Source organism: Noviherbaspirillum album, from assembly GCF_035916955.1.
GTDB classification, from domain to species: Bacteria; Pseudomonadota; Gammaproteobacteria; order Burkholderiales; family Burkholderiaceae_D; genus Noviherbaspirillum; species Noviherbaspirillum album.
This window is the reverse complement of record NZ_JAWIIV010000059.1, coordinates 1-20,217: the sequence shown is the minus strand read 5'-3', so window position 1 is coordinate 20,217 and position 20,217 is coordinate 1. Positions and strand designations below refer to the sequence as shown.

The following is a 20,217-nucleotide window of genomic DNA, read 5'->3' as shown; positions in this document are numbered from 1 at the left end:
GGGTTATTGCAGACTGGATTGGCTTCTATAACACCCGGCGTCCGCATCAAGCGCTGGGCATGAAAACGCCTGCCGAGGCATTTGCTTTAGCAGCTTGATCTGAGCAGATTCTGCTGGGTCATTACATCCGCGTATCAAACCAAGTGAGCTTTGAAGTGGCAACCCGGTAGGACTTAGGACCTGTAGAGCCCAGCCATCAAAGAATATATTGAAATCTTTTACGTATAACGATTCCCCTTCTCCTTACGCATGCCCATGTCTGACAATTTGGTATCAAAGTGAAACAGTTGCCGGACGATCCCCATTTGGGATCCGCATTGACGGCCTGCCAGGTTTATTCGCCTGTTTCTCGCGTACTCGTTTGGGTATGCCTGACCTACAGACGGGCGAATAAACATGCTCTAAAAGAACACGTGCACATACTGCGTTCTCTCAAGGCAGTCACCGCCCTGACCGACTAATCGTGACGCGCGGCGTTGCAGCCTCCTTGTTCGTCCCGATTCCAGTCTACTCTTGCGCTGCGTTTATGACGTCTTCTTTCAGATTTTCGCGCAGTGCCGCCCACAGCCGCAATTAGCTCCTTACACACCTGATACGCCTTCGCACTTTCTATGTGCTCGCAATGGTCAGACTGTTGTCCGATATAGAATCGTCGGCAAACCGATACGATTGCCGCCTGTTAAGAAACAATCGTTTGCCTGATCTGTGCCAGGAAAGAAACCCATTCGCTTTGTCTAACATAGAGCACTCCGTCTACCTCGATACACGCTCCATTTGGAACGTTTTTAAAAATGGTATCGCCATCAGGAACGGGACGACAAAATTCAACTTCTACGAACACCGCACAACCTTCCTATCTAATAAATTTACAACTAGTCAGGGCCGCGACAACGTCTGTTGATATACCTGATCGAAATAGTCAAGATCTGGTCAATGCATGACGACTGCGTATGCAGATAGATCCTATTCGCCTCGTTCTGCATCATGGGTGCCAAGTGACCTGGTGTATGAAGCAGGCACAACTTTTCGCTAAGTGAGGAGTGTATTATGCACAATCGCTCACGCGTAACAGCCACAAGTAATAACTACGTCATCGAATCGCTCCAGATAAGAGGCTTTTGTCTTGATCTCTTGCGTTGTAGGATGGGCGAAAAGGTACTCGACCCAGCCACTTCCTTTCGCTTTACCGATCGTTATCATATCGGCGATGAACGCTTTTCCATTCTTGTCACGAGTGCGGCTGGTGTCCGAGCCAACAAAATGGCGGTTGGCACCATGCGCCTTAATAAAACCGTCAAATCCATAGATACCAATATACAAGTCTTTGTACACCAGTTTACCTTTATTGAGTTTGCCTACTTCCTCTATCAGTGCTTGCAAACCTTCAGCTTTGGCCATGGTGACGGCTTTCTTTACCAGTTCAACCGCTTCGTCTGCCGTGCCGATTTCTGAGCCCAGCTTGAAATCGACTACTGCGTCGGATAAAGAAGCAGCGCTCGATTTCAGGTTGGTTGATGCTTTAAGCGCATTGGTGACTAGTTCCGTATTCTCCTGAATCATGACCTCGAACTGCACCATTGCGTGATTCACTTGTTGAATACCTAAGCTTTGCTCTTGCGTGGAATTAGCAATACTTTTTACATACCCGGCAACGTCTTCCACCGAGGTGACGATCTGCTTCATTGCGCGGCCGGCTTCGTCCACCAGGTGTGCGCCAGACTCGACTTTTTCCACAGAATCGGTAATGAGCGATTTAATATCGCGAGCGGCTTGGGCGGACCGCTGAGCTAAGCTGCGGACCTCGGATGCGACGACGGCAAAGCCTCTACCCTGCTCGCCAGCGTGTGCTGCTTCGACGGCGGCATTCAAGGCAAGGATATTGGTTTGAAAAGCAATGCCATCGATAACGCCAATGATTTCCTCAATCTTGTGCGAGCTACTCCTAATTGCATCCATTGTTGTAACGACATCCCGGACAACGTCTCCACCCTTAGCTGCAAGATCGGCTGCACAATTAACAACATTATTGGCTTGCATCGCCGCGTCGGCGTTCTGCTTGACTGTAGCAGCAAGTTCTTCCAGCGACGCTGCAGTCTCTTCGATGGAACCGGCTTGTGTTTCATTCCGTGCCGACAGCGTGGCGTTATCCGAATTGACAGACAAAGCTGTGGTATTGATGGCAATGGAACCGCTGCGTACGTCGCGTACGATATTAAACAGCGTATCTTTCAGATCCTTCAGCACATCCTGAACTGCTGCGATCTCCCCTGTTCCCCTAGCGCTGAAATGAATCGTTAAGTCGCCTTGGATCATCTTTTGTCCGATAACGACAGCTTCCCTCAGCGGAGCTACGATGCGCCGAACAAGCCAGACAGTGCATGCCGTATTCAGAAGCACCATCAAAGCGCAGAGAACACCAATCGCAATAGAGGCAGAGTCAGAAAGCGCAGTTGCCGCGACAATGGTAAGGCCGATAAGGGAAATGCTTGAGAGCGCCCCCATGCTTACTAAAACGGACTGGATAGATGTCCCAGTTAAGTATCTTTTCACCGCATCTCCTTAGGTACGCAAAACTCTACGGTCTTGTCGATATTGACATCCTTCCAGGCCGCATTTTGTTTCTACACGGCAATTTCCATTCGATGTTAGAGAATGGGCATGCAGGAGTCAAGCTCTCCATAACGTGCGCTTTTTTGTGGAATGCGAATATATCAACATGATCCCACCGTTTTTGACCCTGCACCGGGAAACTGGACAAACGTGATTTAGGAAATCCGGCACAATTTGCAATTGCGCGAAGGAGTACGTGCCGTGAAGAAATCCCGCTACACCGAGGAGCAAATCGCCTTTGCCCTCAAGCAGGCTAAATTAGGTACGCCTGTTGACGAACTCTGCCGCAAGATGGGCGTGTCCGATGCGACCTTCTATAACTGGCGCAAGAAGTACAGTGGACTGGGGCCATTGGAACTGCGCCGATCCAGGCAACTCGAGAAAGAGAACGCCAAATGCAAGCGTTGAGTTGCCGACCTGTCGCTCGACAAGGCCATGCTTCAGAATGTGCTTAAAAAAATTATAAGACCGTCTCGCAAGCGCATCCTGGTTGATGATCTGATCAGACGTTTTCGCGCCAGCTTTCGCCAGGCCTGCGCAGTTCTGCAACTGTCGAGATCGGTCTACTACTATCAGTCCATAGCGCCGGACCAGACGTTGCTGGCAATGCGGATCAAGGAAATCACGGAGGTACGTGTGCGTTATGGATATCGCCGCATTCATATGATGCTGCAGCGGGAAGGCTGGCACATCAATCACAAGCGCGTCTATCGGCTGTATTCGCAGCAGGGACTAGCATTACGCAGCAAACGTCCGAGACGGCATCGAAGTGCGCATGCACGACAACGCGGAGTAATGACGCAAGCCATCAACGAAGCATGGAGTATGGATTTCGTATCGGACGCCCTGTATGACGGCAGACGACTTCGTACCTTGACCGTCATGGATAACTACACCAGGGAATGTCTGGCAATCCATGTCGATGTCAGTATCCCGGGTGAACACGTCGTTGAAGTCATGGAGGCCCTATGTGTACACCGTCCGTTGATAATGGGCCGGAATTCATTTCTAAGGCGCTCGACAAATGGGCGTATGAACATAAGGTATCGCTCAACTTCAGCCGGCCGGGCAAGCCGACGGACAATGCCTATATCGAGTCCTTTAACGACCGCTTCAGGGAGGAGTGCCTGAACGCCAACTAGTTTCTGTCTCTGGGGNGCAAGCCGACGGACAATGCCTATATCGAGTCCTTTAACGACCGCTTCAGGGAGGAGTGCCTGAACGCCAACTAGTTTCTGTCTCTGGGGTGACGTGACCGATATTCCAATCCAGCTTTTGTGAGAGAGTTAGAGTCTACTGCATGTTTTCAGGTTGGGCAGATATGACGGGCTCCAATGAGTAGGCAGCGGGTGCGGGCGGCCGATATCCCACTGACGAGTGCGGGCGCTGCGTATTGTAGTGGCGACGCCATTGTTCAATCACGACCTGGGCTTCTTTCAGGCTGTAAAACAGCTCGCCATTCAGCAGCTCATCGCGCAGCTTGCCATTGAACGACTCGCAATAGCCATTTTCTCAAGGGCTGCCCGGCTCAATGAACAGCGTCTTTATCCCTACTTTTTCTAGCCAGTCGCGTACCATTTTCGATGTCATTTCTGGGCCATTATCTGACCGTATATGCATTGGAATGCCATGTTCCAGCATGGCGTCGGCCAGCGTCTCGATGACATCCATGCCGTTGAGTCGACGTCCGACCTTAATGGCCAGGCATTGGCGCGAGAACTCGTCGACGAGTGTCATCAGCCGCAGGCTGCGTCCATCTTCAGTGGTGTGATGCACGAAGTCATAGCTCCAGACATGATGGCGGTGTTGTGGACGCAGGCGTACGCAAGAACCATCGTTGAACCACAACCGCCCTCTGGGTCGCTGCTTCTTCGGTACTTTGAGCCCCTCGCGACGCCAGATGCGCTGTACGCGGTCACGTCCGACCTGTCAACCGCCCGATTGCAGCAAGGCCGTGATGCGACGGTAGCCATAACGGCCGTACTCGGCCGCCAGAGCAACAATGGCTTGGGTAAGTTCATCCTCATCAACGCGCACTGTCGGCACATAGCGCTGTACTGCACGTGGCTGACCCACTACATGGCAGGCACGACGCTCTGAGACGGCAAAGCGTTCCTGCAGCATGCACACAGCACGACGGCGTCGCTCGGGGCTTACCAGTTTCCCGACGCGACCTCCTTGGGCATGGCTTTTTCCAGCGACAGTTCGGCCACCAGCTTCTTCAGGCGGGCATTCTCGCGCTCGAGTTCTTTGAATCGCTTGGCCTGGTCATATTGTAGACCGCCGTATTCTTTGTGCCAGCGGTAATAGCTCTGTTCGGAAATGCCAGCTTCCTTGCAGGCCAATTGAGTGCTCTTGCCGCTGCCCATGGCGACTTCAACAAGGCGCAGCTTGGCGATGATTTGTTCGGGGGTAAAACTCTTGCGGGGCACCTTATGGTTCCTTTCCTAGGTTGAATTCTCTCTCAACCTGGACTGGAATCAGCCGGTCACGTCACCTTATTTCGATGCTGACGCGACCTCTGACACAACCTGGTTCAGATCATGCATATTGATCGGCTTGGTCAGATGACGATCGAAACCGGCGGCCCGGGCGCGGTCACGGTCGCTCTCCATGCCCCATCCTGTCAAGGCCACGAGCCGCGTTGAACGCAACTCCGGCAATCGGCGCAATCGGCCCGCCAGTTCATAGCCATTCATTCCCGGCATGCCAATATCCAGCAGGGCCAGGTCGGGCAGGAAGTGCCGGGCCTTGTCCAGCGCCGCATGTCCATCATGGGCAACCTCGACCGTATGTCCATTGATCTTCAGCAGGTGCTGCAAGAGTTCCACCGCGTCCTCGTTGTCGTCGGCGATCAGGATCCGCAGCGATTCCACGGCGTGCTCAGGGCGATCGTCACGAGTGCCCAAAAGATCTCCCGCACCGGCCGTATTCGGTGGCGTGATCGGCAGCCGGACCGTGAAGGTGCTGCCCTGACCCGGCCCCGCGCTGGAGGCGCTGACCGTACCGCCATGCTTTTCGGTCAGTCGCTTGACCAGGTTCAGGCCGATACCCAGTCCGCCGTGCGCATGGCCCTTGCCATCCCTGGTCTGGGTGAACATGGCGAAAATGTGCGGCAGCTCCTCGTCCGGAATGCCGATGCCATTGTCAGTGATGGTGATAATAGCCGTATCCGTTTCGCGCCGCACCGACAAGGCGATCTTGCCGTTCTCAGGCGTGTACTTGCTCGCGTTCGATAAAATGTTCCCGATAATTTGCGACAACCGGTTTGTGTCCGCATCAAGCCAGATCGGCTCGTCGAGCACCTGTACACTGAAATCGTGGTGCTTGACCTCGATCGCCGGCAGTGTGGTTTCCACCGCATGCAGCACGACATCCTTCAACAGAACGCGCGCTCTTTTGAGCTCGATCTTGCCGGTGTTGATCCGCGCGATGTCGAGCAGGTCGTTCACCAGATGGACCAGGTGGTCTGTCTGCCGCTCCATCATCTCGCGGATCCTTGTCGCGGTGGCCGGATTGGCGCCATTGACGCGCATCAGGTCCAGACCGGTCCGGATGGGCGCCAACGGATTGCGCAGTTCATGGGCCAGGGTGGCCAGGAATTCACTCTGCCGCCGGTTCGCCTGCGATAGATCAGCGGCCAGCGCACGTAGTTCATCCTCAGCCAGCTTGTGGTCGGTAACGTCGTTGGCTTCACCGAAAATGCCTGTAACGTTGCCGCGTGCGTCGCGGATCGGCTGATACACGAAGTCCACGAACCGATCTTCGAGTGGACCACTGGGCTCACGCTGCAGCTTGATGGGGATGGAACGCCCGAAGAGCGGCTCGCCGGTGGCATATACCTTGTCCAGCAGATCGATGAAACCTTGCGCCACCAACTCCGGCACTGCGTCGCGGGCCGGCTTGCCGAGGACCTCGCGGTGCCCGATCAGTTGGTAGTAAGCGCGATTGGCCAGCTCGAACACGTGATCGCGTCCCCGCACAATGACGGTAGCGCTGGGCGTCTGCTCGAACAACGTCCGGAAGCGCTCATTTTCTTCGGCACGGTATTTTTCAGCCAGCACCTGCTCGGTCACCTCCACGCAGGCGCAGTACATACCGGCCACCTGGCCGCGGTCGTCGCGCACCGGCGAGTACGAGAAGGTGAACCAGGTCTGCTCGTCATAGCCTTTCCGGTTCATCGTCAACGGCAGCCGCTCGCTATACGTGGCCTCGCCTTGCAGCGCGCGCTCGATCAGTGGGCTGATATCAGGCCAGATTTCCGACCAGATGTCGTAGAAGCGCTGGCCCAGCGCGGCCGGATGCTTGGCGCCCAGGATTTCGGCGTACGCGTCGTTGTAGAGAAAACCGAGATCGGGCCCCCAGGCCACGAACATCGGGAATTTGCTATTTAATAACAGCTCCGCGACGGTGCGCAGAGACTGGGGCCAGTCGCTGGGGGAGCCTAGTGGCGAGGCAGACCAGTCATGGGCGCGCATCATCATGCCCATGTTGCCGCCGCCATTCAGGAAATTAAGAGCGGACGCGGCGGGGGGGCTGTTATTCATTGTTCTTTTACCAAATTGAAATGAAGCAAGAGGGAAGCGGTGAACTGCATGGAAGTGCTAGATTGCATCACAAGCCAATGGTGACGTAGCGCGCCACTTTACTATTGATAAAACACGTTCTCAAGAGTAAACCCCTCCAATCTGGCTGGGCAACTGGAGCGCGGACACTTCAACTGGCCAACAATCCTTGCTCGAGTGGTTACGAATCTTGAGGCGTTCTCGTTTCAAGTGCACCAAGGTCGAATGACTGCTTGTGGTCAATTTTTGCCTATAATGGAATTTCGACGAATGACTGCTCTGGTGCCCTATTCCGACATGCGCATCCAATCAGGCTAGAGCTGCAGATGACAGCAGTCGCATAATGTCAAAAGAATTCCTGGGAGAAACTTTTAGGATTCTTCAAGACTACGTCATAACCTTTACTAGGGTGTTTAACCGTTATTATGGTGACGGTAATAAATTTCAAAGAATAATGCCTTCGCCAATGGTGCACGGTTTTGCGTTAGATTGGAGACTGAGATGCGTAAATGGACTGAAGCAGAAGTGACACGGGGGCGCTGTGAACTAGAGTTTCATGCGGCTACGTTGTTAGGCCAGATGGTATTTGAATTCTCACGGCTGGACATGGCTCTAGGCCTCTGTCTCGTCTGGGTCGATGGAGGAAAGTGGCTTGAAACCCTTACTGAGACTGTCATGGAAGAAAATTTCCATACGCGGCTCACCCGTCTTGAGAAACAAGTGTTGGAGCGTACCCCCGACGAGTCGGAAGTGCGTACCGTGTACCTTCAATGGATCACTGATGCCAATAGATTGCGGGCAGTACGTAACGAATGGATTCATGGTCGATGGGGCGTTGATCACATAGCTGAAAAAGTAGTCAATGTCATCGGATTACCTACCTCTACACAACAGCGCTCAACTGCCTATGGTTTAGCTGAATTGGAAGCGACCCTGGCGCAGATGATCGAACTGCAACATGTTTTGGGGCGACTACGAGAAAAGTGGCCGCTCCAATTGCATAGGCCTGCTGAAGAAGAAGGGGCAATTCGCGCACTGAAAAACTCAGCTGATCAATCGAGATTGGAAAAATGTTCCCAATGTACCGCCCTGATTAGGCCGGATAGATTAGCTAAGCACATCCGGAAAGCGCACGCAAAGAAGTCTCTAACTACTTCACCCTTTAGTGGGATAGCGAGGTGCACTGTCTGCAATTTCCCGGCTATACCTGGCGACAGTGTCTGTTTTACCCATGCTCGATAGGTACATGTTAGCAAAAAAGACATAAGCGAGGTCCGTTACCAAGTACCAGTGGAGCCGCGCGAGCGTTGCAACTCGAAGGTACTACCGACCTCTGTTTGAAAGAGGTCGGTATAGCGCTCTAGCTCATTTTTTGCAATCACGTTGTCTTCTATCGCCTGAATTAGCTGGGTCGGACTTGAGTACCCGATGCCAAAAGTCCAAATCAACAAGAAAATAGAGGGATGCTCGACATAGAGCATCAAGCGCATGGCCTGTCGAGAGAGCAGATCGGTTGGCCGATATCGTGCGACAGTGTCGAGTGAGATCAACACTATCGTTTCCCGGATTCTGCATTACGTCCACTATATAATCTTTCGAAACGCGGCCAGCCAGATCGCTCCAATGCACCGTTAGGCGCCCAAAGCTTCCATCGACCGGTGGCAGCCCATTTACCTAGGAAGTTGATATCGTACGACGACATTAGCCCCTTTTCCTTTCGGAGGTGCTTGAAGTACTGTATCACCTGGTTTCATTGCATCATACATAACTGTACAGCAGGTAGGCATTGAATGCCCCTTGCTGGGATAGACGCCAACCCTAGTGTGTAAATCTCCTGAGCGGATGTCGATATAGTCTTCCCCAACATTGGTCGCTTCAGTAAATGTTCTGCGCAGCATATTTTCAAAGTCTGCTTTTGTCAGTCGGGATTCGTTCTTTGCACGTAGATTGTATTTGATAGGGCTTTTATGAGAGGGTATTGGGGTATTACTACGGGAAGCAGCTATGTCGGCGCAGGCATCACTCATCGTCGCCGGCAGCGTTTCAACGGTCCCTATTTTCGATATCTTGAGTTGGTCCGTGCCTTCAGTCGATATAACGAACTGCCTACCATTCCAAGGTGGAGAAAGTTCTTTAATCAGCACATCCTCCAAGCCGGCAGCAAGATTGATTAAAAACCCTCTATGTTTTTGCTCTCCTTGATTGATAAAAGCGTAGATATCCACGCAACCGCCGTTCGACAGCACCTCTACGATGTTGCGGTTATTCTTGATATTCGTGGAGCCGCCTCTTTCGGCAGATACGGCCGGCGTTTTGTAGCCTTGCATTCTTTCCTTTAGCGTTTTGGTCGTTTTTCCGATATAGGTCAGAGTGCCATTGACGACAAATGCGTATAGGGCGTTTTGTCCTGCTGCTAGGTTGGGATCGAGCTGCGCTTCTAGCCCACGCGAAGTTAAAGCCCATTTTCCAGCATGTGCAAAACCGATGCTCTCTAATCGGGTAAGGTCGTTTGTCATGTTCGGAGTTTTCAATGTTTTACAGGCTAGGCAGGTTTCTTGAAATAACTACAGTGAGACATGTACTGGGTGCCTCAATGTCGGACCTTCTTGATACGTGGCGCTACCGTAATGACGGAGCCATCGCTGTTGACTACGGCGTAATAGTCCAAGTATTCCGCTAGCAAAGGCGCTACTTTGCCCGCATACGCTTGCAGTTTTCGCCTGGACCTCTTATCGAAATAGTGTGTCGTGGCGCCTTCGCCGGATCGTTTAGCCGCGCCGAAATCCAACAACAAGTCGATAATCAAACGCGGAATGCCCCGCTGTTGTTGCCGTAATTGTGCATGGCAAGTGATCTTCATCTTTAGCCTCCTCGTGATTACGCATATCCAAGTAATGTCTTCTCGGATGCAATCCGCAGTTCCTGACGGACAGCGTTGAGTTGTTCGCTCACTAGCATTTCCTTCACGCGCAAGAAAAACAGCTCATGCGGGAATGACAGCAGATCGGCGAGTGCATGGAGGAATTCCGGCTGCCAGAGCGCTGATGCGTCTTGCACGGTAAAGCCGAATTGCTTGCTCAGTTCATGGAAAAGAGTGGCGCGTCGTGGTGTTTTCTCAGCGACGCAGTCAAGCATGGACAAACGGACCGAGATAATGGTCAGCAAATCGTTTATGTCAGCAATTCGGCGCGCCGCAAGATTTACTACGTCCAAATCCTTTCCAGTTTTGACCGGCAAATAACGCCCCTTCCGCTTCAACCAAGCCTTAGCGTCGTCAATAGAGATCAATGTCCGTCCGCCGTGTGAAAAAGTTGGGATATGACCCGGACGCTTCCGATTGGCGGCCGTTCGGATCGTTGGTTCGCCCATGTCGGCGAGTAACGCCATCTGACGAATGGTGAGAGCCCGTCCGAATCCGCCCTGTGGAGGCCGTTCGTTCGCATCTTTGGTAAGCGATGCGTAGTCCTCGTTGCCTTCGAAGTTGAAGAACCGTTCATGTCCCTCCAGCACTAGGCGCGCATTAGCTAATTCTGCAGTGCGAAGGCAGTTCATCACGCTTTCTTTGCCCTGCCCGCCGATATACATCCAGAAGTTAACTAGACGAGATGTGGCCAGATCATTGATGATGGCCGCCATCACTATATGGTAACCACCGGGGCCCAGCGGCTCGAGCGTATGGTCGATTTCCCCATGGTAGGCATAGCGGTACATGGCTTCAAGGCTACGGGCAAAGGGCGTTTGCCGAATATGCTCATAGGTAAAATCAAGGTCTTCCGGAATACATTCCGGATCGAAGTAAGCAGCGTTCGAACCATTAATCTCTGCTTTGCCGAGCAACTGTAGTGCCGTTACGGGGTCGCTCATCGCGTTGATCATCTGCGCCTGCAGATAAAAAACCCAGCGCATATCATTTTTGAAATCTTCGAATGGGTAATGAAAGACATACTGCTCAAGGTTGCCGGCGTCCGGCGCGTCATCATTTAACTCCGCAATGTTTTCCATATTGTTTCGCTCCTGACACAACTTAAATATGAATGAGTACATTGAATATGCGTCATTCTAAGGAGTCGAAGCGACAAACCGAGGTTCTATTCAACTATATTTGCGTTGTGTCATAGAAGTTGAGAAGAAACAACATGTGGGCCGCATTTGGACGGTTGTAGACTAGTAACAAGAGCTAACTTACCGCTATCCAGCATTAGGCAGTGGTTAGTTGACCTCAATAGCTCGTCTTAGGAAGATATTATGATTGGACGCACAAGAATTTTTTCCGATGACGATCTAGTGGGCCATTATGCAAACCAGTTTGACTGATTTATACCGGAAGCTTGGAGCTGACCTAACGAACTCGCGTTGGTCCTGGGGTAGTGTAAGGCCTGCAGACGGTGCTGTATTCCTCAGAGTATGGCAAGACCGAAAGCGTAAGCATGAAGGCAAATGGTTCATGATGGCAACACATAACGAAAAATACTTAGGGTCATCTAGTCCTGGTTGGTTAGAACGACTGAACCATGTATCGCTTATTCAAAAAGGGGCACCGTGCTTCATGATCATGTGCGAAGCAGTCGATGTATCTGCACCTTCACGAACCATTAAATCGTATGACGATAAGGATGTTTTTATTGGCGGCCGGTTGGTAACCTTGGACGGTGATCAATGGATCGAGCTTGCCGGCCGCAGGCCAATCTCGGAAGTAATGAAGTACGGCGTCTGAGAGAGCGTCACTGGCTCGGCGTGGTTCTCCTTAGATCGAAGAAAATGGGCAACGGCTTGGTACGCTAATCCCTTTCGAGGATAGGGGGCTCTAGCGTGCGTTTCTTGCCGCTCGGACCGTTCAAACACTGAATGGAGGTCTTCCTTACATGGAACGACCGCCAGATGTCGAGTTACTGCCCTTGCTAATGAAGGCCTTTACCGAGGGTGGTGACGGCAATTACTAGAGCAATAACGGGCCGCTTTTTTCCCCTTAGCTGGTGTATGAGTTCCGGATACAACGGCTTCTGCGCTTTTACGACATCCGGCGTCGATCAAGCTAGAACCTCTGATGGAAGACGCCGCATAAAGTTAATAAGTTTTTCTGCGACAACTATTGGCATGGGCCTTTTTTTGTCGAGCCTGCCGCGTTACGGTTTAGACTCCCGGAGTTTAGACGTTAAAGTAGCGCTCCCTTAGAAAGGCCACATAGCCGGTATCTTTCGAGTGGCTGACCCTGAGTGTTTCGCCACGGGCTTCACTGGGAATTCTCGTCGGGCAAGGGGGACAACCACGAGATCAGTTTTTTCATAGGCAACGGCGACAGCCTCTTTGAGAATCTCGCTCTCCAGAGTCCTGCAGACTAGCACCCGCTCCAGCTCTCGAATACGCTTCTTCAGTTCACGCAGTTCTGTTGCGGCTACGACATCATCGTCTGCCTTGATCGCCTGTTTCAACCTTCAGATACGAGCTTCTCCCACGAAATAGGAGGCCAGGAGAGACACCATATTTTCCCGCGACATAGGACACCGTCATCTCTGCCACGTTGAGTTCGTCGACAGCGCGCCGTTTATCAGGGAGCGTCCATCGCCTGTGGCGCTGGACGCTGGTTACCACCTCGATATTTTCCATTTCCACTCCAAAACATAGGCATAGCACTAGGTCTATGCCTAGGCGTTATAGAAAGCTCGATGTCTGAGTGAAATGGGGGTTGCTCTACTGATGCCGACGGTCCTACATTACAGAAGCGAGACCAACCGCCCAAACCGGAGTAATAATTGGCTCTACTGCAACTGCTTTGACAGGGATTAACCCGACATTGAATGAAACAAAATAAGCTATTAAAATTCCTGAGGAACCGACAATGGGGTTTGACCTTAAAACGTTGAGTGTAGCTAATTTTCAGTCACTGAAAGCTCCCTGCTCTCTTCCGATTCGACCACTTACTCTCCTATTTGGCCCAAATAGTGCTGGAAAAAGCGCCATTAACGATGCATTAGCGCTTGTATCTATGATGTTAGGCAACCAATGGTTTGATCGTAGAAAGGAATGCACTGCACTTATCAATCGTTGGAAATACAATGACGGTAGCGAAAATTCCTCGGCCCCATTGACCTTAGCAGTAGAAGGTGAACTGCAGGGCTCATTAGGGGAATGGGACTACAGTAACAGTAGCTCGGTATATCTTTTCTGGAACATACTCCGTCAGAAGTATCCAGATCTGGCTACAGGATGGCCCGATAGTCGTCCATTATCGATTCAAATTGAAATTGACGAATCGGACGTGCATATCGAATATTCACTCGATAACCTCCCTATTATAGGCATCTCCCCGGAGCGAATTGACATACACTTAGATCACCCGTTGTTGTTAGACGTCTTCCGGAGCAGACTTCCACCAGAAATCTTCAACTCCGTGCGAGGCGATGATTCTATTCGTGTCACTGTTAATGAATGCCTTTTTCGCCTTGATGGTGCTCAAACTGAAGGTCGATATATCCATTGGACGGAATTTCAAGAGTGGCTCGACCTTGATGAATCTTTCTGTGACCTGGTAATCCGTACTACCGAACTGTTCACTATCTTAATAAGCGAGAATGTTGCAAACGCGTTGCAGCCCTTATGTGTGTCTGGCCAACGTACCGTTCCCCGACACTCTGAGCTAGTCTTCTATGTGCCACACAACGAGGTCTTAGGGCGAAAAGACTATAGAAAGCGAAAATCTCCGCTGATAAAGTTAATCGAATCGCAAGTTCACTTTCCAAAAACAGCATACTTCTCCTCGCTCGCAGAAGCCGGGCTCGCTGCGGTTTTGCGCGGGCTAATGAAGGAGTCAACCGACAACGAAAAAGAGAATAATGTCGTCATCGAGCCGCTTGGTAGGTATCTAGATTTGGAAGACAGGTTCAATCGCGTGAACCAGGCACTTTCTACACATCTGTTCCTGGAACGAGGATATCAAGTCACCATCCAGGCACAACTGATGCTATCCACGCCACTTCATGAAATTATTTTAAATAAGAACATTGATGTCGACGAAGTCATGGATGGGAGTTCCTTGGTATCGCTTGGTTTGATAGACAACCAGGGCAGATCTGTACGATTAGACGATGTCGGCAGTGGAATTAGTTATGTGCTACCAGTGTTAGCAGCAGGTTGGAGCTACGAGCGTCAAATAGTCTTCATTGAACAACCCGAATTGCACCTTCACCCAGCTTTACAGGCCGGTCTAGCTGATGCGTTGATTGAGATTACGAATACAGGACGCCAACTCATCGTAGAAACGCATAGCGAGCACCTCATACTAAGGTTGTTGAGGCGCATAAGGGAGACCAACGCTAAACGCACAGCCTCACCTGAATTACGCTTCGATCCAGACCAAGTGTCGGTGTTTTACTTCAATCCGAGCCTTGATGGCACGACACGGGTGCGTCATATAAGGATTTCGGACACTGGGGAGTTTTTGACACCATGGCCGCGGGGATTTTTCACAGAACGCGAGGAGGACCTGTTCGATGAATGAGCAGTTTGGCATAGAACCATGCAGTTTCACCAGTGCACGCGATTTACGACGTGTCCTTGAAAAGTTTGGATTCACAGAAGGTCGTTTCCTGGCAGAATATCCGCGGATGTGGGTAAAAATGGTTAAGCAACAACTGGATACATTGCCTGGTCTTGAACGAGCAAAGGCGATTGAAACATTACGAATCTATCACAACAGCATTTCTCCGTCCACGCTCCAATATAATGAAGAAAAAACTTGGGCTAGTAATGCAAAGTCCAGGGTCGAAGAAGCTAATCTCGTCCAAGCATTTACTGCGCGAGCGAACAAGCAGTCAGACATGCCAACAATCGATGATCTCTCAGAGGAGACATTGTGCGACTCGCGAATGATCACAATAAATGGATCGGCAATAGAACTGGCGAGCGTAGCATCAGCGCTTATACGAAGGAGCACCGAACTTTGGCTAATCGATCCATACCTTGATGTTTTGCGCCCTAAGCGTCTCTCAGTTCTAAAGGCGATGCTTCATATTGCAGTTCAACAAAAGAAATATAGACGTTTCATCATCATGTCACGAGCAAAAACGGGGGATTACAACACAGCTTCAATCAAAGGACCCATGACGAGGTTTCTAGGAAGTGGGACTCCAAATGTTGGAATCACCATTCGCCTTGTTGACGATAGTAATAATTTGAATGAAATGCATGCTCGGTACCTACTCTCAATGGACGGTGGCCTTTGGTATGACAAAGGTTTCATAGAAGAGACACGTCGCGTCCCTGTCCATACTTTAAGTACCAATGAACATAAATCACTGTGCGATCTTTACATTGGCGGAGAGCATGGTTACAAAGTTATTGACGAAATACGCTGGCCGTAAAGTGTCGGTTCCTTGAAATCATTATGTCGATACCGACATGTATCACCGTAAATGGAGAAACGGCAACATCTATTCTGGCGTCCAGCAAATAACTTTATATAAACTCCGATGCTTATAAGTTGCGAGACTGTACGCCCATTTCTGATTCGACCTCATACAGGAGACGCGTGCTTTGCGTGCATTTTATCAATGTTTTTCCTTTGCCCCTTAATTGAATAGTCAATTTCGTAACTAAATCTCCGTTTCTGATCGAAGTCCTTCGCATTGCAGTTGCAAAGTTGCCATAATGTCGAAAAAATACTCTTTTTCCTATAATGTCGACAATCGAGTTCCCAGGATGCCCTCCCAGCACAGAAATCTAAAATACGGCTGCTGCTTGTTCAATTCCAGCCATTGACGTTTAGCCGACAAGTTTCCGGACGCGGCTAAAAGCGGAAGCATGATTTTCTCCTTAATCGACTCTCAAACTTAGCCAGACAAGCGCATTCGCTGCAGGGATGGGTCGCCGTTCAGTGCAAACGGCAGTGCCCGGGCCCACCGATTGGCGGAAAGAGAAAACGTCAGCGACCGAACATGGTGATACCACCCGGCAGGCACATACAGGAGCTCACCCGGATTGACAATGCATTCGATCATTGATGCCTGGCGCGCCAGGGGAAATTTCTCGAAATCCGGTGCCTCAGGGTTAAATGGAGAGCCGAACAGGACGGCATTCGCCTCGCTGGTGTATAGAAATTCGTCGTGGTGAGGCGGAGACAGGAAAATACGCTTAGTGCCCCATATCTGCGCAAAGATATTATCGTCATAGTCGCAATGCAGCGGCGTCACCGTTCCTAAGGGGCCAAGCCAAAAGCGAGGCGGACCCATCTTGCCAAAATACCGGGGCCAGTAGCACATCCTATTCAATTCGCGTAATTCCAGATTACCTAGATAGGGAGGCAGGTCCTGCGTGTCAGTAGAAACAAGGTCCAGATATTCAAGCATTGACATATCCTGCATGGCCCGATCAGGCGCGAATGCCTTATTGACATAGTCGCCCACTCGCGCGCGCACTCGCAGGTTGCTAAAGCGATCACGAAGCGTTTGCGGTGTGAGAGCGGACAATGGCCACCGGCTGACAAGCCCAGTGATCACGAAGGGCAGGCCTTTCACGGCACGAGTGCGAAACGCCGCGGCATCAAGCATGCCTATGCGTGGCACTGCGGAAATAGCTGGGATGTCGCGTCCGACGCGCCTTATTGCTTCACGCACTTCTTGTATCGAAGTGACTCCGCGAACTAGTGCATCCTTCCGCTCTCGCCTCTGCTTTTCGGCGACAGCGTCCTCGGGCGACATGGAAATTAATGCAGGCACAGGCGGCAACAACCGTGGCGATACTCGCGCCTGCGGCAGTTCTTGATTACGGACCGCCGAATTTTTCGCTCTTGACATAGACCTTCACCACCTTTTCGTTACCACCCTCGAAGCTACCACCAGGGATATTCCCGCCCAAGAAACATTTGTTCCCAAGTCCAAATCTGGATGCCTGCTGGACAGCATGACTAAATATACCTGTGCGGCTGAGCGATTGTACGCGTTCGCAAACAGGCGCAACCGGCCAGTCATGCCTGCAAGGGCGTGGGTCTGCAAAATACTGCAAGCTGTCATTCCAAATTGTTTGGTGAAGGGCCGCACGCGACGCAAAGCGGACACGGGAGGCTAAGGGTTCTATGCGAAGGCGGCGGCTAAATAACCATGGCACCGCATTCCTAGTCAGGTATCAGCCGAGATAGGATCAGCCCGAGCTGATGATCGGTGAACTCGACCTCATCAAGGATGGCATAGCCAAGCCAGGCACAATATGCCCACTGCCCCAGTGTTCGCGCCGTTTCCAACGGCCAGCCGACACCGCACAGGAGCTTGATTAGGAAGTCGATCCGTTCAGCATCCACGCGCTGGCGCACTGTGGTAGCGACCGGATTGTTCAGTGCCCACGAACGCACCGCGCGCTCCAACCGCAAGTCTGCATAGGTGGCGCCAACAATCCATGTCCGCAACTTCTCTCGTGAATCGATTCGGTCATGGTCGAGGGAGGCGATCGCGTCCCCAGTGTAGTGCCGCTCCCACTCCTCCAGCACAGCCGTCCGGTAATCCTCCAGGCTCTTGAAATGCCAGTAAAAGCTGCCTTTGGTGACCTGCAACTGTTCTGCGATCGGCATAATTCGCAGCGTTTCCGGACCGCCTTCCGCAAGCGCCTGCAACCCTGCCGTTAGCCATCGATGTCGATTCAATTTTTTGTCCATTCCGTCACCATACCTTAAGGTATTGACAAAGGCAAAATATGGTGGAATGATACGCCATACCTTGCGGTATGGTTCCGCAATTTCAGCTGGAGAAAGTCATGCAATCTGTTCGGATTGTTGGAATGAGGCCCGTCTGGGGGCTGCGGAGCCCAAGTCCATTCTGCCTCAAGCTCGAAACCTGGCTACGGATGGCGGAGATTCCCTACGAGACCATAGCCCTGAACAAGCCGCCGCAGTCGAAAACAGGAAAAGTCCCGTACATGCTGCTGGAAAACGGCGCCGCTCTGGCTGACAGCAACATCATTATCCGGACACTGGCGCGCGAACGAGGCGTCGACCTGGATCTCGAGCGGACGCCCGAAGAGCAGGCGCGTGGCCATGCGATTCTGCGAATGGTCGAGGAGAGCCTGTATTTCGTGGCCGTATGGGAACGATGGATGCTTCCCGAATTTTGGCCCGTTACCCGTGACGGCTACTTCGGCACCATGCCCGGTCCCTTACGTACCCTGTTCGCAGGCCTCGTCCGGCGCAAGCTCAAGGCGGCATTGCACGGTCAGGGTATTTTGCGCTACGAGCCGGACGAGATTGTTGCGCGTGGTGTCGATGACATCCGCTCCTTGTCGGCACTGCTCGGCCAGCAACCTTTCTTCCTAGGCGAACGAGCTGGGGTTGTTGACGCAACCGTGTATGGCGCTCTGGCGAACCTCCTCGGTTTTCCAGGACATACGCCATTGAAGTCGGCCGTAGAAGGCTGTCCGAATCTGATCGCTTTTTGCCGCCGCATCGAGGACGCCTGGTGCTGAAACCTCTGAGCACAGAAAAGGCTGCAGCAGAACATCTTGAGCTTCTTGCGCCAGATTGGCTTCTCGAACCGGTCAACACCGTGAATCTGGAACACATTCTTTGCCAAATCAACGCCGATGCGAATAAGCTTCATGGTGGACTCCCTCTTTCAACTGGGTGTGTGAGAACTCCAGTTTGACACTCCCGGGTGCCCCTTGCGGGGGAGGAGGAGTCCATCCCATTGCTTTGATGCCCTATTCCGACATGCGCATTTAATCAGGCTGGAGCTGCTGATGACAGACAGTCGCATAATGTCTAATAATTTCCAATAGACAAATTACGCTATGTATAACTTTCATGTGGATTTGAAACATGTTCCCCGCAAACCCGCATGGATACTAAATCGCGCTACCGTCGTAAATTACTGAGATGGACCCGACACCTTCCCTTCGGGGAAACTACATGTTCGATCAACCGTTCTTCACCGGAGGTCCATCATGAAGGTTACCGTTCTCGGAATCGATCTGGCCAAGCGCGTCTTCCAACTGCACGGCGCTGACCGCCACGGGCGTGCACTGCACCGTTCCAAGGTGAATCGCGCTGACCTGCTTACAACGGTTCGGCAACTCCAGCCCGAGGTTGTGGCGATGGATGCCTGCAGCTCGGCACACCACTGGGCGCGGCGGTTTCAGGAACTTGGCATGGAAGTCCGTCTGATCAGCCCTCAGTATGTTGCACCGTTCGTCAAGACCAACAAGAACGACCGCAATAACGCTGAGGCTCTTGTGGAGGCTGCCTGTCGGCCTTCAATGCGTTTCGTGGCAATCAAATCTGTCGAGCAACAGGATATCCAGGCAGCACACCGGGTGCGTAACCTGCTGGTGCAGCAGCAAACAGCTATCATCAACCAGGCCAGAGGTCTGCTTGGGGAGCGTGGTGTCATTATTTCCCAATCACCCGAAGCGTTCAAAAGGGCGATGCCGGACATACTGGCGCAATGTGCTGGCGAGCTAACTCCGTTCTGCGAGGCACTGCTGACCGAACTGCTTGAGCAGATCTCCGTACTTGATGACCGGATTGACCACGCCGAAACCGCGATCAAGTCCTTCATGAAGGCATCTACCTTGTGTAAGAAGATTGCTGCCATTGATGGCAGCGGTCCAATTACCGCAACGGCTGTTGTCGCCGCCGTCGGTGACGCCAGGCAGTTCAGGAACGGCCGGCATCTGGCCGCGTGGCTTGGCCTCGTGCCGAAACAGTACTCCTCTGGTGGCAAGTCACGACTCCAAGGCATCAGCAAGAAAGGAGACACCTATTTGCGCACCCTGCTGGTCCACGGTGCCAGATCAGTCTTGCGCTATGTCGGCAACAAGATGGATGTACGCAGTCGCTGGTTACGCGAATTGATCGCCCGGCGCGGTTATAACCGCGCGGCGGTGGCGCTGGCCAACAAGAATGCACGTGTCATTCAAGTACTGCTCACTAGTAATACGCCTTACCAAGCGCCAGCTTGAAAACGCGTTCGTTCTACTCAAGTCATAGTGACCTGTCTTGGGATTTTCGGACCACGGCAAATTTGAGAAGATAGCTCCCAAATGAAAGGGAGCAATGAAGAAAAGC

Annotated in this window: 17 protein-coding genes and 2 pseudogenes; 9 read left to right on the top strand and 10 right to left on the bottom strand. The window is 51.9% G+C overall.

Going from position 1 to position 20,217, the window contains the following annotated elements; genetic code table 11:
- Positions 1–5 precede the first annotated feature (5 nt).
- Positions 6–98 (top strand): integrase core domain-containing protein, encoded by a 93-nt coding sequence (locus RY831_RS33335; RefSeq protein ID WP_367576116.1) that lies wholly within the window; start codon positions 6–8, stop codon positions 96–98.
- 961 nt (positions 99–1,059) lie between these two features.
- Here the strand turns inward: RY831_RS33335 and RY831_RS30940 are convergent.
- Positions 1,060–2,550: a methyl-accepting chemotaxis protein gene (locus tag RY831_RS30940; protein WP_326510164.1), complete on the bottom strand. Its 1,491-nt coding sequence runs from the start codon at positions 2,548–2,550 to the stop codon at positions 1,060–1,062.
- Between the two features lie 261 nt (positions 2,551–2,811).
- Between RY831_RS30940 and RY831_RS30935 the strand changes: the two are divergent.
- Both RY831_RS30935 and RY831_RS33330 read left to right on the top strand, forming a co-directional pair.
- A pseudogene (locus RY831_RS30935) lies at positions 2,812–3,749 on the top strand (IS3 family transposase); the annotation flags it as partial.
- 6 nt (positions 3,750–3,755) lie between these two features.
- The gene (locus tag RY831_RS33330) at positions 3,756–3,842 is read left to right on the top strand and encodes an integrase core domain-containing protein (protein WP_367576115.1); all 87 of its coding nucleotides are present in this window, start codon (positions 3,756–3,758) and stop codon (positions 3,840–3,842) included.
- A gap of 61 nt (positions 3,843–3,903) precedes the next feature.
- Here the strand turns inward: RY831_RS33330 and RY831_RS30930 are convergent.
- A pseudogene (locus RY831_RS30930) lies at positions 3,904–5,042 on the bottom strand (IS3 family transposase).
- 66 nt (positions 5,043–5,108) lie between these two features.
- Complete coding sequence (locus RY831_RS30925) at positions 5,109–7,157, bottom strand: hybrid sensor histidine kinase/response regulator (RefSeq protein WP_326510163.1); 2,049 nt, start codon at positions 7,155–7,157, stop codon at positions 5,109–5,111.
- A 519-nt stretch (positions 7,158–7,676) separates the two neighbouring features.
- Here RY831_RS30925 and RY831_RS30920 point away from each other — a divergent pair.
- Complete coding sequence (locus tag RY831_RS30920) at positions 7,677–8,417, top strand: hypothetical protein (RefSeq protein ID WP_326510162.1); 741 nt, start codon at positions 7,677–7,679, stop codon at positions 8,415–8,417.
- A 35-nt stretch (positions 8,418–8,452) separates the two neighbouring features.
- On the opposite strand, the gene RY831_RS30915 is transcribed toward RY831_RS30920, so the two are convergent.
- The 4 genes from RY831_RS30915 to RY831_RS30900 all read right to left on the bottom strand — a co-directional run bounded on the left by RY831_RS30915 (position 8,453) and on the right by RY831_RS30900 (position 11,177).
- Positions 8,453–8,728 carry a hypothetical protein gene (locus tag RY831_RS30915; RefSeq protein WP_326510161.1) on the bottom strand — a complete coding sequence of 92 codons (276 nt, stop codon included), beginning with the start codon at positions 8,726–8,728 and terminating at the stop codon, positions 8,453–8,455.
- 117 nt (positions 8,729–8,845) lie between these two features.
- Positions 8,846–9,691, bottom strand: coding sequence for a GIY-YIG nuclease family protein (locus RY831_RS30910; protein WP_326510160.1), 846 nt, complete (start codon positions 9,689–9,691; stop codon positions 8,846–8,848).
- Positions 9,692–9,765: 74 nt separating this feature from the next.
- Positions 9,766–10,035, bottom strand: a complete 270-nt coding sequence (locus tag RY831_RS30905; RefSeq protein ID WP_326510159.1) for a hypothetical protein — start codon at positions 10,033–10,035, stop codon at positions 9,766–9,768.
- Between the two features lie 17 nt (positions 10,036–10,052).
- A complete protein-coding gene (locus RY831_RS30900; protein WP_326510158.1) occupies positions 10,053–11,177 on the bottom strand; it encodes a helix-turn-helix domain-containing protein in 1,125 nt (374 codons plus the stop codon).
- 442 nt (positions 11,178–11,619) lie between these two features.
- Between RY831_RS30900 and RY831_RS30895 the strand changes: the two genes are divergently transcribed.
- The gene (locus tag RY831_RS30895) at positions 11,620–11,889 is read left to right on the top strand and encodes a hypothetical protein (protein WP_326510157.1); all 270 of its coding nucleotides are present in this window, start codon (positions 11,620–11,622) and stop codon (positions 11,887–11,889) included.
- A gap of 686 nt (positions 11,890–12,575) precedes the next feature.
- Here RY831_RS30895 and RY831_RS33465 read toward each other — a convergent pair.
- On the bottom strand, positions 12,576–12,779 hold the full coding sequence (locus RY831_RS33465; protein ID WP_437126344.1) for a transposase: 204 nt from the start codon (positions 12,777–12,779) through the stop codon (positions 12,576–12,578).
- Positions 12,780–13,011: 232 nt separating this feature from the next.
- On the opposite strand from RY831_RS33465, the gene RY831_RS30885 reads away from it, so the two are divergent.
- Together RY831_RS30885 and RY831_RS30880 are read left to right on the top strand one after the other, a co-directional pair.
- Positions 13,012–14,670: an AAA family ATPase gene (locus RY831_RS30885; protein ID WP_326510156.1), complete on the top strand. Its 1,659-nt coding sequence runs from the start codon at positions 13,012–13,014 to the stop codon at positions 14,668–14,670.
- Positions 14,663–15,532, top strand: coding sequence for a hypothetical protein (locus RY831_RS30880; RefSeq protein WP_326510155.1), 870 nt, complete (start codon positions 14,663–14,665; stop codon positions 15,530–15,532). The genes RY831_RS30885 and RY831_RS30880 overlap by 8 nt, the downstream gene beginning before the upstream one ends.
- 468 nt (positions 15,533–16,000) lie before the next feature.
- On the opposite strand, the gene RY831_RS30875 is transcribed toward RY831_RS30880, so the two are convergent.
- Together RY831_RS30875 and RY831_RS30870 are read right to left on the bottom strand one after the other, a co-directional pair.
- Positions 16,001–16,963 (bottom strand): cupin-like domain-containing protein, encoded by a 963-nt coding sequence (locus tag RY831_RS30875; RefSeq protein ID WP_326510154.1) that lies wholly within the window; start codon positions 16,961–16,963, stop codon positions 16,001–16,003.
- A gap of 317 nt (positions 16,964–17,280) precedes the next feature.
- Positions 17,281–17,814 carry a TetR/AcrR family transcriptional regulator gene (locus RY831_RS30870; RefSeq protein WP_326510153.1) on the bottom strand — a complete coding sequence of 178 codons (534 nt, stop codon included), beginning with the start codon at positions 17,812–17,814 and terminating at the stop codon, positions 17,281–17,283.
- A gap of 68 nt (positions 17,815–17,882) precedes the next feature.
- On the opposite strand from RY831_RS30870, the gene RY831_RS30865 reads away from it, so the two are divergent.
- A complete protein-coding gene (locus RY831_RS30865; RefSeq protein ID WP_326510152.1) occupies positions 17,883–18,617 on the top strand; it encodes a glutathione S-transferase family protein in 735 nt (244 codons plus the stop codon).
- A gap of 477 nt (positions 18,618–19,094) precedes the next feature.
- On the top strand, positions 19,095–20,111 hold the full coding sequence (locus RY831_RS30860; RefSeq protein WP_326510151.1) for an IS110 family RNA-guided transposase: 1,017 nt from the start codon (positions 19,095–19,097) through the stop codon (positions 20,109–20,111).
- Positions 20,112–20,217 lie beyond the last annotated feature (106 nt).

What these genes read in the sequence shown, in the direction of transcription:
- RY831_RS30925 (WP_326510163.1), bottom strand. Translation starts at nt 7,157, where the DNA reads ATGAATAACAGCCCCCCCGCCGCGTCCGCTCTTAATTTCCTGAATGGC.
- RY831_RS30920 (WP_326510162.1), top strand. Translation starts at nt 7,677, where the DNA reads ATGCGTAAATGGACTGAAGCAGAAGTGACACGGGGGCGCTGTGAACTA.
- RY831_RS30910 (WP_326510160.1), bottom strand. Translation starts at nt 9,691, where the DNA reads ATGACAAACGACCTTACCCGATTAGAGAGCATCGGTTTTGCACATGCT.
- RY831_RS30905 (WP_326510159.1), bottom strand. Translation starts at nt 10,035, where the DNA reads ATGAAGATCACTTGCCATGCACAATTACGGCAACAACAGCGGGGCATT.
- RY831_RS30900 (WP_326510158.1), bottom strand. Translation starts at nt 11,177, where the DNA reads ATGGAAAACATTGCGGAGTTAAATGATGACGCGCCGGACGCCGGCAAC.
- RY831_RS30895 (WP_326510157.1), top strand. Translation starts at nt 11,620, where the DNA reads ATGATGGCAACACATAACGAAAAATACTTAGGGTCATCTAGTCCTGGT.
- RY831_RS33465 (WP_437126344.1), bottom strand. Translation starts at nt 12,779, where the DNA reads ATGGAAAATATCGAGGTGGTAACCAGCGTCCAGCGCCACAGGCGATGG.
- RY831_RS30885 (WP_326510156.1), top strand. Translation starts at nt 13,012, where the DNA reads ATGGGGTTTGACCTTAAAACGTTGAGTGTAGCTAATTTTCAGTCACTG.
- RY831_RS30880 (WP_326510155.1), top strand. Translation starts at nt 14,663, where the DNA reads ATGAATGAGCAGTTTGGCATAGAACCATGCAGTTTCACCAGTGCACGC.
- RY831_RS30875 (WP_326510154.1), bottom strand. Translation starts at nt 16,963, where the DNA reads ATGTCAAGAGCGAAAAATTCGGCGGTCCGTAATCAAGAACTGCCGCAG.
- RY831_RS30870 (WP_326510153.1), bottom strand. Translation starts at nt 17,814, where the DNA reads ATGGACAAAAAATTGAATCGACATCGATGGCTAACGGCAGGGTTGCAG.
- RY831_RS30865 (WP_326510152.1), top strand. Translation starts at nt 17,883, where the DNA reads ATGGTTCCGCAATTTCAGCTGGAGAAAGTCATGCAATCTGTTCGGATT.
- RY831_RS30860 (WP_326510151.1), top strand. Translation starts at nt 19,095, where the DNA reads ATGAAGGTTACCGTTCTCGGAATCGATCTGGCCAAGCGCGTCTTCCAA.